The 13,769-nt window shown below is 68.9% G+C and carries 15 protein-coding genes; 9 read left to right on the top strand and 6 right to left on the bottom strand.

The genetic code is table 11. The annotated features are described in order from the left end of the window. The first annotated feature begins 30 nt into the window (after nt 1–30). Complete coding sequence (locus K5L49_RS10620) at nt 31–1,200, top strand: FAD-dependent oxidoreductase (RefSeq protein ID WP_223692608.1); 1,170 nt, start codon at nt 31–33, stop codon at nt 1,198–1,200. Nucleotides 1,201–1,209: 9 nt separating this feature from the next. On the opposite strand, the gene K5L49_RS10615 is transcribed toward K5L49_RS10620, so the two are convergent. The 4 genes from K5L49_RS10615 to K5L49_RS10600 form a co-directional block, all read right to left on the bottom strand. Then, complete coding sequence (locus K5L49_RS10615) at nt 1,210–1,668, bottom strand: DUF3817 domain-containing protein (protein ID WP_223692606.1); 459 nt, start codon at nt 1,666–1,668, stop codon at nt 1,210–1,212. 205 nt (nt 1,669–1,873) lie between these two features. Next, on the bottom strand, nt 1,874–2,572 hold the full coding sequence (gene purQ, locus K5L49_RS10610; RefSeq protein WP_223692604.1) for a phosphoribosylformylglycinamidine synthase subunit PurQ: 699 nt from the start codon (nt 2,570–2,572) through the stop codon (nt 1,874–1,876). Then, nucleotides 2,572–2,829: a phosphoribosylformylglycinamidine synthase subunit PurS gene (gene purS, locus K5L49_RS10605; protein WP_223692603.1), complete on the bottom strand. Its 258-nt coding sequence runs from the start codon at nt 2,827–2,829 to the stop codon at nt 2,572–2,574. The genes purQ and purS overlap by 1 nt, the downstream gene beginning before the upstream one ends. Before the next feature lie 69 nt (nt 2,830–2,898). Then, nucleotides 2,899–4,962, bottom strand: a complete 2,064-nt coding sequence (locus K5L49_RS10600; protein ID WP_223692602.1) for a cell wall-binding repeat-containing protein — start codon at nt 4,960–4,962, stop codon at nt 2,899–2,901. Between the two features lie 260 nt (nt 4,963–5,222). Here K5L49_RS10600 and K5L49_RS10595 point away from each other — a divergent pair, with 260 nt between their 5' ends. The 6 genes from K5L49_RS10595 (at nt 5,223) to K5L49_RS10570 (ending at nt 12,165) form a co-directional block, all read left to right on the top strand. Further along, the gene (locus tag K5L49_RS10595) at nt 5,223–6,155 is read left to right on the top strand and encodes a phosphate/phosphite/phosphonate ABC transporter substrate-binding protein (protein WP_223692601.1); all 933 of its coding nucleotides are present in this window, start codon (nt 5,223–5,225) and stop codon (nt 6,153–6,155) included. A 197-nt stretch (nt 6,156–6,352) separates the two neighbouring features. Continuing rightward, a complete protein-coding gene (phnC, locus tag K5L49_RS10590) occupies nt 6,353–7,234 on the top strand; it encodes a phosphonate ABC transporter ATP-binding protein (protein WP_223692600.1) in 882 nt (293 codons plus the stop codon). Then, the gene (phnE, locus tag K5L49_RS10585; RefSeq protein ID WP_223692599.1) at nt 7,234–8,826 is read left to right on the top strand and encodes a phosphonate ABC transporter, permease protein PhnE; all 1,593 of its coding nucleotides are present in this window, start codon (nt 7,234–7,236) and stop codon (nt 8,824–8,826) included. Before phnC ends, phnE begins: the two co-directional genes overlap by 1 nt. A gap of 37 nt (nt 8,827–8,863) precedes the next feature. Continuing rightward, on the top strand, nt 8,864–10,021 hold the full coding sequence (locus tag K5L49_RS10580) for a TIGR03364 family FAD-dependent oxidoreductase (protein WP_223692598.1): 1,158 nt from the start codon (nt 8,864–8,866) through the stop codon (nt 10,019–10,021). Nucleotides 10,022–10,087: 66 nt separating this feature from the next. Then, nucleotides 10,088–10,993: a phosphonatase-like hydrolase gene (locus tag K5L49_RS10575; RefSeq protein ID WP_223692597.1), complete on the top strand. Its 906-nt coding sequence runs from the start codon at nt 10,088–10,090 to the stop codon at nt 10,991–10,993. Continuing rightward, complete coding sequence (locus K5L49_RS10570) at nt 10,990–12,165, top strand: zinc-binding dehydrogenase (RefSeq protein ID WP_223692596.1); 1,176 nt, start codon at nt 10,990–10,992, stop codon at nt 12,163–12,165. Before K5L49_RS10575 ends, K5L49_RS10570 begins: the two co-directional genes overlap by 4 nt. A gap of 7 nt (nt 12,166–12,172) precedes the next feature. On the opposite strand, the gene K5L49_RS10565 is transcribed toward K5L49_RS10570, so the two are convergent. Continuing rightward, nucleotides 12,173–12,349, bottom strand: a complete 177-nt coding sequence (locus K5L49_RS10565; RefSeq protein ID WP_223692594.1) for a hypothetical protein — start codon at nt 12,347–12,349, stop codon at nt 12,173–12,175. A gap of 185 nt (nt 12,350–12,534) precedes the next feature. On the opposite strand from K5L49_RS10565, the gene K5L49_RS10555 reads away from it, so the two are divergent. Then, on the top strand, nt 12,535–12,789 hold the full coding sequence (locus K5L49_RS10555) for an amidase domain-containing protein (RefSeq protein WP_223692592.1): 255 nt from the start codon (nt 12,535–12,537) through the stop codon (nt 12,787–12,789). 8 nt (nt 12,790–12,797) lie between these two features. Next, nucleotides 12,798–13,223 (top strand): hypothetical protein, encoded by a 426-nt coding sequence (locus tag K5L49_RS10550; RefSeq protein WP_223692591.1) that lies wholly within the window; start codon nt 12,798–12,800, stop codon nt 13,221–13,223. Nucleotides 13,224–13,420: 197 nt separating this feature from the next. On the opposite strand, the gene K5L49_RS10545 is transcribed toward K5L49_RS10550, so the two are convergent. After that, nucleotides 13,421–13,705, bottom strand: a complete 285-nt coding sequence (locus K5L49_RS10545; RefSeq protein ID WP_223692589.1) for a hypothetical protein — start codon at nt 13,703–13,705, stop codon at nt 13,421–13,423. Nucleotides 13,706–13,769: the final 64 nt, after the last annotated feature.

Raw genomic sequence — 13,769 nt, 5'->3', positions numbered from 1 at the left:
AACCACGACGACGAACGAAGAGGAACGATCATGACAACGAAAACCATCGCCATCGTGGGGGCGGGCCTCAGCGGCCTCGTCCTCGCCCGCATCCTGCAGGTGCACGGCATCGGCTCCACCATCTACGAGCTCGAGGCTTCGGCCGACGCCCGCAGCCAGGGCGGCTCGCTCGACATCCATGACGATTCCGGGCAGATCGCGTTGAGCGAGGCCGGACTGCTCGACGAGTTCCTGGCGCTTACGCACCCGGGCGGCGAAGCGATGCGCGTGATCGACAAGACGGGCAGAGTGCACATCGACGAAGGTGACGACGGCGAGGGCGGCCGGCCCGAGATCGACCGCGCCGATCTGCGTCGTCTGCTCGTCGATTCGCTCGAGCCGGCCACGATCCAGTGGGGTCGCAAGCTCGTCGAGGCCGTGCCGCTCGGCGAGGGCCGCCACGAGCTGCGCTTCGCCGACGGGAGCACCGCCCGGGCCGATCTGGTCGTCGGAGCGGATGGCGCGTGGTCGAAGGTGCGCCCGCTGGTCTCGCCGGCCAAACCGGCCTACACCGGAATCACGTTCGTCGAGTTCCGGCTGACGGATGCGCCCGAACGGCACCCTCGCGAGTACGCGACCGTCGGTACCGGCTCGCTCTTCGCCGCCTCGGACGACAAGTACATCGGCGGCCACGGCGGCGACGACATCTGGCTCGGTGTCGGCGATCGACTCCCCGAGAACTGGATCGCCGACAGCGGCATCGACTGGAGCGACCCGGTGGCTGTGCGGGCCGCGGTGCTCGAACGGCTGTCGGACTGGAGCCCGGAGCTGCAAGACCTGGTGCGCAACAGCGACGACGACATCGTTCCGCGCGCCATCTACGCCCTGCCGGTCGGCCACTCCTGGGCGCCGGTCTGCGGGGTGACACTGGCGGGCGATGCGGCGCACGTGATGTCGCCGTTCGCAGGGGAGGGTGCGAATCTCGCCATGTTCGACGGCGCGACGCTGGCTCTCGCGCTCCTCCGCCACGGCGACGACCTGGATGCGGCGCTCGCCGAATATGAGCCGGCCCTCTTCGCGCGCGGTCAGGAGTCGGCCGAACAGTCGGCCCTCGGCCTGGACATGATCTTCAGCCCGAACGCCCCGGCCGAACTCCTCGACTTCTTCTCTGGCCACGCCGGTCCTGCCGGACCTGCCGGTCCTGCCGGACCTGCAGACTGAGCGGCCGGGTCAGGAGAGCTTGGGCGGCCCGATGATGAGGAGCACTGTGGTGATGGCGATGACCGCGATCACCAGGAGGCTCGCGAGCACGGCGACGTGGTTCAGCATCCAGCGGAACAGCCGTGCCACCAGGGTGTGGTCGCGCGCGTCCTCGGTGGGGGTCGTGCGCCAGTGGCCGTCGAGCCGGCCGCTGCGGTCGGCCCAGACATCGAACGGGATCGTGGCGTACGGCACGATCGCGGTCGCCACCGCCAGCACGAGCAGCGGGATGCGCCAGCGCTGGTTCATGCCGACGAGCACGGCCGTCACCGCGTAGCTGATGAATACGATGCCGTGGATCGACCCGGCGACCAGCACCGGCCAATCACCGACCTGGGCGACGTATTTCAGCAGCATCCCCGCGATCAGCAGGGTCCAGGTGATCGCTTCGGCGATCGCGAGAGTTCGGAACAGCAGTCGGGGAGTCATACTCCCACTCTCGCGCCTCCGCCCGCCCCCCGAATCATCCAAAAGTTCGTTCTCCCCCCCGCCCCCTCCCCCCCGCCCCCTCGCCCCCGCCCCCCGCACGCCCGCGAGTCCACGAACTGTCTGCGGACTCGAACGTTTTCGGACGATTTCGCGCGGACTCGCCGGCCAGTTCGTGCGGACTCGGGAGGCCGCCGGCCGGGCGGCGTCAGGCGGCGAGGAGGGTCGAACGCAGAACGGAGGTGAAGAACGTCAGACCGTCGACGCCCGACCGCATGGCGGCGGCGGTGTCGGGGCCGAAGCCTTCTTCGACGGCGTGCTCGGGGTGCGGCATGAGGCCGACGACGTTGCCGCGATCGTTGCGAACGCCGGCGATGTCGTTGAGCGAGCCGTTGGGGTTGACACCCTCGTAGCGGAACGCCACGAGGCCTTCGCCTTCCAGCCGCTCCAGCTCAGCGGCCGAGGCGACGAAGCCGCCCTCGCCGTTCTTGAGCGGGATGACGATCTCCTGTCCGGGCTCGAAGCCGCTCGTCCACGGGGTGTCCACATTCTCGACGCGCAGGTGCTGATCTCGGCGGATGAAGTTGCCGTGGTCGTTGCGGATCAGGCCGCCCGAGACGAGGTGCGCCTCGGCCAGCATCTGGAAGCCGTTGCAGATGCCGAGCACGGGCATCCCTTTTCCTGCCGCATCGATGACCTCGGTCATGATCGGGGAGAGACTGGCGATGGCGCCGCAGCGCAGGTAGTCGCCGTAGCTGAACCCGCCCGGCAGCACCAGCGCATCCACGCCCTGCAGGTCGTGTTCGCCGTGCCAGAGGGCCACCGGATCGGCGCCGGCCAGACGGATGGCGCGCAGGGCGTCGCGGTCGTCGAGCGAGCCCGGGAAGGTGACGACGCCGATGCGCATCAGCCCTGCTCCCCCGGGTAGTGGATACCCACCACGTCTTCGATCACCGAGTTCGACAGGATCTCGCCCGCGATCTCCTCAACGGCGGCGCGCGTGGCGTCGTCGATCGGCCCGTCGACGGTCAGCTCGAACCGCTTGCCGACCCGGACGCCGCTGAACTGCGCTTTGCCGATACGCGCGAGGGCGCCGGCGACGGCCTTGCCCTGCGGGTCGAGCAGTTCGGCCTTCGGCATGACTTCTACAACGATCGTTGGCAACGCACACTCCGCTTCGCGAGGGGTCGGGGATGCGACGATTCTATCGGTCCCCGCGGCGGGCCGTGTCCGTCAGTCGCAGGCGTAGAGCGCGTCGAGCTGCGGTCGCATCGCGTTTGTGCCGCCGAGGATGACGACCTTCGTCGCTTTCAGTTGCATGATCGACGAGATCACCCCCGGTGGCACGCAGGAACCGGTCGCGAGGAACAGCGGTGCGTTGCTCGCGCCGGCGAGTGCTCCACCGCTGAGTCCGTCCGGGTAGTTCATGCCGGTGGCGAGATAGACGGTGTCGGCGTGGTCGAAAGCTGCGTTGACGGCGATGGAGGTTGCGTAGCGGTCGGCGCCGGTCGCCCGCGATACCGCTATACGCGCCCCGAGGGACCCCGCAACGCCCGGTGTGACGGCGGTCGTGCCGCCGGCGATCGTCACGGATCTCACGGCGAGCTTCGACAGCGTCGAGACGGTCGCCGAGTCGGCGCGCGACGCGTAACCGTTGACGAGCAGCACGGGTACTCCGGTTGAGGCGGCGGCTCCGCTGGCCGAGAGCGCATCCGGGTAGTTGCGCCCGGTGACGATGAAGGCGCTCGGCGCACCGTGCCCGAAAGCGTATTCGGCGATGCGGCGCGACACCGCGTACCGGTCGGCGCCGGTCAGACGGATCGTCGACGGGGCGAGTTTCTGCAGGGAGGCGAACACCGCCGGCTTCACAGCCGTCGGCCCGCCGACGACGACGATCGTGGCGGGATGGAGCCGCCGGATCTCCGCCGCGACGACCGCCGGGAGGGCGGCCGATCCGGTAAGCAACAGGGAACCGCGCTGGTGGGTGGCAGCCGGCCCCGCGGAGAGAGCGTCGGGGAAGTTCTCACCCGAGGCGACGTATACGACCGGGGCGCCCGCAGCCGCGTCGGGGAAGGCCGCTTTCGAGCTCAACACGGCCTGCGAATAGCGATCCGCCCCACCGATGCGAGACGTCGTGACCCCCGGAATCGTGACGAGGTCGCTGTCGGCGTGCCCCTGACCCCCCATCAGTCCGTCGGCGGAGACGAGCACCTCGACGTGGAATGCGTGCCCGACGTCGCTCGGGCCGAGGACCTTCGTCGTCGGAGTCGTCGGCGTTGTCGGGGCGTTGTAGGCGTCGCTGGACGACGCGGCGACGCGGCCGCGCTCCCACGAGTACGTCATGGTGTTCGGGGTGGGAGTCCAGCTGCCCGGCGAGAACGTCAGGGTCGAGCCGACCGTGGCGGGACTGCTGAAGCCCAGACCGGAGTCGGGCGTGTACGCCACACTGGTGAACGCGCCATTGACGCACCCCAGGTCGACTGTCGACGTTTGCGGGTTGTTGCCGTTGGTGACCACCGAGCCGCAGACCTTGAACGACCCAGACCCCCACGGCCCCGTGTTCACGGAGAACCCGCGGATGCCGGTGAGCTCCGGATGCGCCGCCGCCACATCCGGTCGAGCGACGCTGGTCAGATCCTGCACCTGTCGAGTCTCGATGTTGCCCTGAGCGTCCGTGCGGGTGACGATGAAGGTGACGAGTGGCTCACCCATGAGCCAGTTGTCGGACACCCAGCCGGTGATCCAGAACCCGGGCTTGTTCTTGGCCGGCTGCAGCGTGATCGATTCGATGGCGCCGCTCATCGTCTCCTTCGGCATGGTGAATGTTTTGCAGCCGATTTCGCGGTAGAGGTACTTGTCGAGCCCGGTGAAGTCTTCGACCCCGGCGTTCATCCCCTTCACCTCGGCGCAGAACCGGTAGGTTCCCGCCGCGAAGTAGCCGAGCGTCATGGAGAACCCGTGGTTGGGTCCCGCCGTCGGGAACTGCCGGGCGACGTCGGGACGGGGAAGCGCGATGGTGGTGAGTTCCTGATCCCCGACGGTCCCGTTGGGGTAGGTGATTCGCATCTCGAGCAGGTTGTCGGTCGCGCGGGGGTTGTTGACGTCGAGCGCCCAGCCGGTCGCTACGACCCCGCGACCAGGAACAAGTCTGATCGAGTCCAGATTGCCGACCATCTTGAACGACGCTTTGGCCGTGTGGAAGGCGCCAGCAGTAGCGGCGAGGGCGGGCGATCCGGCGGTGAGCCCGATGACCACCGCGACGACGGCCGTCAGAGCGGCGACGAAACGTGCCCGCATAACAGTTCCCCCCTTGCCGCGACCATCGCGACCCGCCTGAGCAGACCGAGGCTAGCAGTCGCGGGGTGCCCGTGACCAGCACCAGTTCACCCGTCGTTCAACGAAAGATGCGCCCACGCGCCGTGCCCCCGTCGGCGCGCGCCTCGCGATCCGTTCACCGGGGCGTCACCGGGGGTTGTCGAGGGTGTCTCCGGAGCCTCATACCGTGACCCGACGTACGCAGCAGCGCCGCACCGGCGCACACCTACGAAAGGTCTTCGATGAAATCCCTCACCAAGGCGCTCGCCGTCGGCGCGGCCCTCGTGCTGTCGCTCGGTCTGGCCGCTTGCACCGGTTCCGCCAACGCGGACTCCACGGACGGAGCCACCGCCTCCTCCGCCGGAACGTTCGCGAAGGACTCCTCCACCCTGGTCTTCGGCGTCGTCCCGGACACGGTGAACACGCAGTCCAACTACCAGCCGATCGCCGACTACATCGCGAAGATCACCGGGAAGAAGGTGGAGTACCGCGAGTCGAGCGACTACACCGCCCTCATCCAGGCGGCCATCGCCGGCCAGGTCGACGTCGCGAGCTTCTCGGGCTTCACGTATGTCACCGCCGCCAACGGCGGCGCCAAGCTCACACCGTTCGCCTCCATCATCACCAAGGAGGGGCAGAAGCCCGGCTACTACTCCGAGGCGATCGTTCCCAAGAACTCGTCGATCACTTCGCTCGACGGGTTCAAGGGCAAGAAGGTTTGCTTCGTCGACCCGAGCTCGACCTCGGGCTACCTCTTCCCGACCTACAACCTGCTCAAGGCGGGCATCGACCCGGCGAAGGACATCACGCCGGTCTTCGCCGGCAAGCACGACGCATCGGCCCTCAAGGTGTCGCAGGGCGCCGAGTGCGATGCGGGCTTCGCCGAGGACTCAGCCGTGGAGGCGCAGTCCGGTCTCAAGGTCGTCGCCAAGACGATGGTTCCGGGCGCCCCGATGGTCTACGCCAACGGGCTGCCCGATGAGATCAAGAAGGACCTCAGCGACAAGCTGTCGACCGTCACCATCGCCGACATCCAGAAGGCCGGCATCAAGAACGCCGACTCGCAGGGCTTCAAAGACACGTTCTTCGCCTTCAGCCCGGTCGACGACAAGTACTACGACCAGATCCGCGACATCTGCACGGTGACCAAATCCCCCCAATGCGAGGCCAAGTAGCCCCGCGCCGCGCGCTCTGACCGAGGCCGCCGTCCACTCCGGGAGACCGGAGCGGACGGCGGCTTTTCTCGTGTGCCTGCGGCGCGAGCAAGCCGCACGCCGTTCATGTTCCCGTTACCCGGCGTTGCGGCGGCGGTCGCACCCGGCTTTTAGCGTTACGGCACGGGTTCTCGGGCGGAAAACTAGGGCAGGAAACAATGGGCGAAGCAGCGCGCGTGGTCGAGGTGAGCGGTGTCACCAAAACTTTCGCAGAGACGACCGCACTCGACGATGTGTCGCTGACGGTCTCGCGGGGCGAGATCGTGGTGCTCCTCGGCCTGTCCGGGTCGGGGAAGTCCACTCTGCTGCGGCACCTCGACGGGTTGGAGACCCCGACGCGCGGTGCGGTCACGGTTCTCGGCCAGTCGGTCGCCACGTTGCGCCAGCGGCCATTGCGAGCGCTTCGCAGCCGGGTCGGTTTCATCTTCCAGCAGTTCGAGCTGGTCGGCCCGCTCACCGTCGTGGAGAACGTGCTCACCGGAGCCCTCGCCACGCTGCGCGGTCCGCGACTGGGCGTCTTCAGCTACCCGGCCGCCCTGCGCCGGCGCGCACTGCAGCATCTCGAGCGCGTGGGGCTGGAGTCGAAGGCCTACCAGCGCGCCGACACCCTGTCGGGCGGGCAGCAGCAGCGGGTCGCCATCGCGCGAGCGCTCATGCAAGAGCCCGAGGTGCTGCTGGCGGACGAGCCGGTTGCCTCGCTCGACCCCGAGTCGAGCGAACAGGTGATGGCGCTCATCCGGGAGATCGCTCTCGACAACGGCCTGACCGTGATCTGCAGCCTGCACCAGGTGGACCTCGCTCTCGGCTGGGGCGACCGCATCGTCGGGCTGCGGCACGGCCGCGTTGTGCTCGACACCCCCACCGAGGGGTTGGACAAGCAGCAGGTGATGGAGATCTACGGGCGCGTCGCGGCGACGACCAGCGAGCTCACGGTTATCGAGAGCGAGCTCTCCGACGAGCTCGACGCCGCGGCCGAGCGCGAGCTGGCGGATGCCGTGCTCGCACCGTCGTCCGGCACCGGTGCGGAGCGCGCCGGCTGATGGTCTCCCTGCCGTTCGACGACCGTCGCGCCGTTCCGCGGCGCCCGCGCCCGTCGTTCTCGCGCGTGGCGGCCGTGGTGGTGCTGCTCGCCCTGCTGGCGCTCGGCGTCGCCGCCTTCCCCCTGCTCGGGGTCAGCTTCGACACGGTTGGCCGCAGCATCCCGCAGGCCGAGGCGTTCTTCGCCCGGATCGTGCCGCTGCGGTTCCCGCCCCCCGAGGTGCTGTGGCCGGCGATCGGGCAGACGCTCGGGATGGTGGTGCTCGGCACTCTGCTCGCCGCCGTGCTCTCGGTGCCGGTCGCCTACCTGGCGGCCTCGAACACGAGCCCCAACCGCACCGCCCAGTGGATCGGCCGCTTCCTCACGGTGGCCACCCGGTCCATCCCGGATGTGGTGCTCGCGATGGTTTTCGCCGTGCTGTTCACGCTCGGGACGCTTCCCGGAATCCTGGCCATCGGCATCCACTCGATCGGGATGATCTCCAAGCTGTTCGCCGACGCGATCGAGCAGATCGACGAGGGGCCTCGGCTGGCCATCCGGGCGGCCGGCGGCAGCAAAGCGCAGGAGTTCTTCTCGGGCGTGCTGCCGCAGGTGATGCCGAGCTGGGTGGCCACGGTGCTGCACCGCAACGACATCAACCTGCGCGGCTCGATCATCCTCGGTTACGTCGGGGTGGCCGGTCTCGGATACGAGATGTGGCGGGCGCTCGCGACGCTCGACTACCGCACGGCGATGGCGCTCGCGTTGGTGATGTTCGCGCTCTGCGTGGTGATGGAGCTGATCTCTTCCACCGTGCGGCGGGGGATGCTCGGCGGCGGCAAGGCGCGCAGTCGCGGCGAGCGGCGCATCCGCTCGGCCGTGGGCTGGGGGCTGACGGCGGTGGTGGTGTTCGGTGCGTTCTTCGTGGCGCAGGTGCACTGGGGCGACTTTCTGACTTTCTGGAAGAACCTGCCGCTGATCACGTTCTGGCCGCCGACCTTCGAGCCGTACACGGTGGAGCAGATCGCAGTGGCGATGCGCGACACCGTGCTCATCGCGCTCGCCGCGACGATCATCAGCCTGGTCTTCTCGCTGGTGATCGGCTCGCTGGCGGCGCGCAACGTGGCGCCAAACGCACCGACCCGCGGAACTTTCCGGGTTCTGCTCGTCGCAATCCGGGGCATTCCGGAGCTGGTGCTCGCCATCGTGCTGATCATCATCACCGGTCTCGGACCGACGGCCGCCGTGGTCGCCCTCGGGTTCGGCGGCATCGGACTGCTCGGCAAGCTGTTCGCCGACTCGATCGAGGAGGTGCCGGCCGGGCCGCAGCGCGCGCTCACCGCTGTCGGCGCCCGACGGCTGCAGGTGTACTCGTCGGCGACCGTTCCGCCCAGTGTTCCGGCCTTCGTCGGTCACAGTTTCTACCTGTTCGACAGCAACATCCGGGCGGCGACCGTGCTCGGCGTGGTCGGCAGCGGCGGCATCGGCTTCTACATGAACAACGCTTCCCGCGTCTCCGCGTGGAATGAAGTCTTCGCCTTCGTGCTGGTGATCATGGCGACGGTTTTCGTCGTCGAGGGCATCGCGGTGTGGATGCGCAAGGCGTTGCGATGAGCACGGAACGGGCACAACGATGAGCAAGGAGTTGGGGATGGGAACGAAACACTACGATCTCGCGATCGTCGGCTCGGGGATCGTCGGCCTCGGCCACGCCGTGGCCGCGCTGCGCCGCGGGCTGAGCGTCGCGGTCGTCGACCGCGCATCCACCATCCGGGGCGCCTCCGTGCGCAACTTCGGGCATCTGTGTCTCACGGGGCAGGAGGGCGAAGCCCGGGCGTACGCCGAACTCGCCCGAGAACTGTGGCTCACCCTGGCCCCCGAGGTGGGGTTCTGGCTGCGCGAGAGCGGCACCGTCGTGGTGGCCCAGGCCGACGACGAACTGGCCGTGCTGGCCGAGTTCCGGGAGCGGCGCGGCGGCCACAATGTGCGGATGCTCACCGCCGACGAGGTGCGCGAGCGCGTGCCAGTCGGCCCCGGCGTCGCGATCGGCGGCGCGTTCCTCCCGCACGACCTGCAGGTGGATCCGCGCGAGGCGTCGCTCGCGATCGCCCGTTGGCTCGACGCGCACGGCGTCGACTTCTTCTGGCAGACCGCCGTGGTCGGCGTGGAGACGGGCGCCGTGCACACGACTCGCGGGCGTGTGTCAGCGGATGCGGTCGTCGTGGCGGTCAACGCCGACGTCGACCAGCTGTTCCCCGGTATCGCGGAGGCGGCCGGCATCCGGCGGTGCGGACTCGACATGATGCTCGTCGACGCGGACCTCGACCATCCGTTGAGCGCGCCGCTGTTCACCGGCTGGTCGCTCATCCGGTACTCCGGGTTCGCGCGCACACCGAGTGCGGCCGGCCTGCGGGACCGGCTCGCGGAGGAGCATCCCGAGCTGCTGGCGCTCGACCTGAACCAGATGTACACGCAGCGGCCCGACGGCAGCCTGATCGTCGGGGACACCCACTACCGCGGTGACGACGTTCCACCGTTCCAGCGGGAGGCCGCATTCGACGCGCTCCTCGACCAAGCGCGGCTGCTCTTCGGCACCGACCGCATCCGGGTGCGCGAACGCTGGCAGGGCGTCTACGCTTCGGCGCCGGACGAGTTCCTGCTCGCGTCGCCGGCACCGCAGGTGCGCGTCGTCTCGGTGACCACCGGCATCGGGATGACCACCGGGCTCGGATTCGCCGAACGCGTCGTCGACGACCTGTTCTCGTCATCGTCCAGCGCGCTCGCGACCGTCGGTGCCGCCCGCGACTGACCGCTGGGCCCGCCCCCGCATCCCTACCCACCGATCCCCGGTTGAACCGCTCAGAAAGGCAGCACCATGACAACGCGCGATGGACTCATCACCTCAGAATTCGACGACGCTTCGACCTTCGACACTGCCGCCCCCTATGACGAGGTCGGCGCCTACGGCGCGAGCGACCTCGACAGCGCCGAAGCCGGGGCGGACGACGAGTGGGACGACACCGACGATGACGACGACGAAGAGGAGGAGCACGACCCGCTCGACGTCGACCTCGAACTCGTCGTGCTCGATATGGCCGGGACGACGGTCGTCGATGACGGCCTGGTCGTGCGCGCGTTCGAGATCGCGGCCGAGGCGGCTGGAATCGGTGAGACCCCCGAGGAGCTCGTCAGCGCGCTCGACTATGTGCGCGAGACGATGGGGCAGTCGAAGATCGCCGTGTTCCGCGCCCTCACCGACGACGAAGACCAGGCGCAGCACGCGAACGCCGAGTTCGAGAGCGCATACGCCGCCCTCGCGGCCAGCGAAGGGCTGCGCGCCGTCCCGGGTGCGGAAGACCTCATCCGTCGCCTCCGCTCCGCCGGGGTGAAGGTGGCGCTGACTACCGGCTTCTCCCGCCCGACCCAGGATGCGGTGCTCGCGGCCCTCGGCTGGCAAGACCTCGCCGACGTCACTCTCAGCCCGGCCGAGGCCGGGCGGGGGCGCCCTTACCCCGACCTGCCGCTCACGGCGCTGCTGCGCACCGGCGCGACCAGCGTCGAAGGCATGGTCGTGGTGGGTGACACCGCGAGCGACATCGTCTCCGGCATTGCGGCCGGCGCCGGCCTCGTCGTCGGTGTGCTCACGGGCGCCCACGACGAAGACACTCTGCACGACGCCGGCGCCGATGCCGTCATCCCGAGTGTGGCAGACTTGCTCGACCTGCTCGGTTTCGACACCGACCCGCTCGCCGACCTCGACACCGACGCTGCCCTCCGGTGACGGTCCGGGCGGTCACCCCGCGTGTGTTGGAACCGCCGGCGCGCGCGGGCAAAGGGGTCAGCGTCTACCCGTCGGCGACGGCGATGGTGTGGCCGGGCGAGGGGCACCGGCACGAGGCCGTTGCTGTTCCCGGAGTGCGCCTGTCGCCGGGCGACGCCCTCGTCGAGATCGAGCTCGCCACGGTCTGCGGTTCCGATGTGCACACCGTCTCCGGGCACCGGTCGGCGCCGACGCCGCTGGTCCTCGGGCACGAGCAGGTAGGGCGCGTCGTCGCGCTCGGCCGCGGCGGAGCCAAGTCGACCGACGGGCACCGTATCGCGCTCGGTGAGCGGATCGTCTGGTCGGTGGCTGTGCCCTGCGGGCGGTGCGTCCGGTGCCGTCGCGGGCTGCCCCAGAAATGCCTCACCCTGCAGAAGTACGGTCACGAACGGATGCGCCGCGGTTGGGAGCTCTCCGGCGGATTCGCCACCCACGCGCACATCCTCGACGGCACGCCGATGGTGCCGGTGCCCGACGACATCCCCGCCACCGTGCTCGCTCCGGCGTCGTGCTCGACGGCGACCGTGGCTGCGGCGTTGGAGGCCGCGGCCGCGATCACGACGCTGGAGGGTGCCCTGGTGCTGGTAGCCGGCGCCGGGATGCTCGGTCTCACCGCCGTGGCGATGGCCACCGAGGCCGGCGCCCGCGTCGTCGTGAGCGATCCCGATCCGGCCCGTCGCGACACGGCTCTGACCTTCGGCGCCGTCGCCGTCTCTGATCCGCGATCCCCCGCCGATTCGCCGCTCGGCCTCGCCGCCGCTCTGGTGCGCGCCGACGGGCGCGGCGCCGCGCCGACCGTCGCGCTGGAGCTCTCGGGGGCGCCCGCGGCCGTGCGCGCCCTGCTCGCGGCCGTCGACGTCGGGGGCGCGCTCATCCTCGTCGGCTCGGTCTCGCCCGGCCCCGATATCGCCCTCGACCCCGAGCAGCTGGTGCGACGGCTGCTCACTGTTCGCGGAGTGCACAACTACGCGCCGCGGCACCTGGAGCAGGCGGTGCGGTTCCTCAGCGAGTCGTGGACACGTTTCCCGTTCGCCGCCCAGGTCGGCAAGACGTTCCCTCTCGCCGATGTCGACGAGGCGATCGCCGAGGCCGCGACAGGCACGTACCCCCGGGTCGCCGTGCTCCCGGGCTGAGCCGGGGTCAGACGGGGGATCGGCCCGAGAACTGCACCACCGGGCGGAACGGGATATGGAAGCGCTGCACATCGGTGAACCCGAAGACTTCCAGCGCGCGCCCGTCGAAGCTGAGCAGAACAGAGTCGGAAGCCCAGACCTCGAGCGGGGCGTGGCCGCATCCGATGGTGTCATCGTGCTTCACGCCTGCAGACCTCGCTCGGGATGCGCATCCCCCTCGTCGCAGCACCGATGGCGGGCGGTCCCCCGCCCTCGTTATCGCGGCCGCGCGCGCCGGAGCTCTGGGGTTCCTGGCCGGCGGCTACAAGACGCCGGAGGCACTGGCTGCTCAGATCGTCGAGGTGCGCCGTAGCGTCCCGGCTTTTGGGGGTGCTCTACTCGCCCCGGTTCTACGCAGACATTTCCACTCCCAAGTGGAAAGCGGGCGACATCGCCTTCTGGATCTGGAACGGTGACACCACCGCCAAGTACGACCACACCACGATCGTCACCTACGTCGACGCCAGCGGTAGCCCGTACTTCACCCAGCACTCGGCCAATCACTACAACCAGGCATACTCGGCCTATATCGTGGCTAATCCGCACGCGTACGTTGCTGACATGCACCTGCACACCAGCTACTAAGGATTTCCATGAAGCAGCCCGCCAAGGCCCGAGTCCTTCGCGTCACCGCGGTGACGGGACTTCTGCTTGCCTTGACGGGCTGCACACCTTCCTCCGATGTCGACTCCGGCGGCGCGCCCCCGCCGGACAGTGCTTCACACCTCGTGCCCAAGCTCCTTCGGGCACTCGAGTCAGGCAACCATAGTGGTGTCGACGAGCTCGTCCCCGGATCACCAGCAGGTGACGTGACCAGCGTCATCGCCGCCTGCACCTACCTGGACGGGCACGCGAGCCACACCAGCTTGGACGCACCGAACGGTCCACAAGCCGTGCTCGTCATCGCCTACAGCGACCTCAAAGGTTCAGATCCCTGCCGGTGGTGGATGTACTGGAATCAAGATCGGCGAGTGTGGACCATCGGCGCGGTCACAACCCCCTCATCGCCAACGCCCTAGTGCCGAGAGGATCGAGCCGACGCTCGCTCGATGGTTTGACACGGACGCACTCGTCTCCTCGATTTGGTGAAGCTGAGCGTTCGGCGCGCATCTCAAACTCTGTCTCGATGACATCCGCATTTGCCAGTTTGGGATGAGGCACCGGCCGATACGCCACGTGGCGAGCTGTTCTTGCGATGGCAGCAGGGGCGCCGAGCCTAAGGCTCGATGGGGCGAACTCGAGCGGCATACTGAATTTCGAGCTCAGCGTTCTTTGCGTCGCCGTCTGGCAGGTTGAGCGAGCGATAGACCGGGGGCTTTCGGCCGGCCTTGATGTATTCGCGACATATCCCCTCGGTCATGAGCTCAACGAGGACAACGCCAGCAAGCGATGAGATGGCTCCCGTTCGGGTTCCGTCGTCCAGTACCAGTGCCGCGTCCCCTTCGGGTGCTCCGGTGTGCGGGAGCGGCGCCGGCGCGATCGTCGCGTAGTAGTGGATCACCTCACCCTTGGTGGTGCCGGTACTTCGGCTACGGTGTGGACCACTACGGCCCGGACGGGAACGG

The organism is Leifsonia poae (assembly GCF_020009625.1).
GTDB classification, from domain to species: domain Bacteria; phylum Actinomycetota; class Actinomycetes; order Actinomycetales; family Microbacteriaceae; genus Leifsonia; species Leifsonia poae_A.
This window is presented reverse-complemented; position numbering and strand designations above follow the sequence as displayed.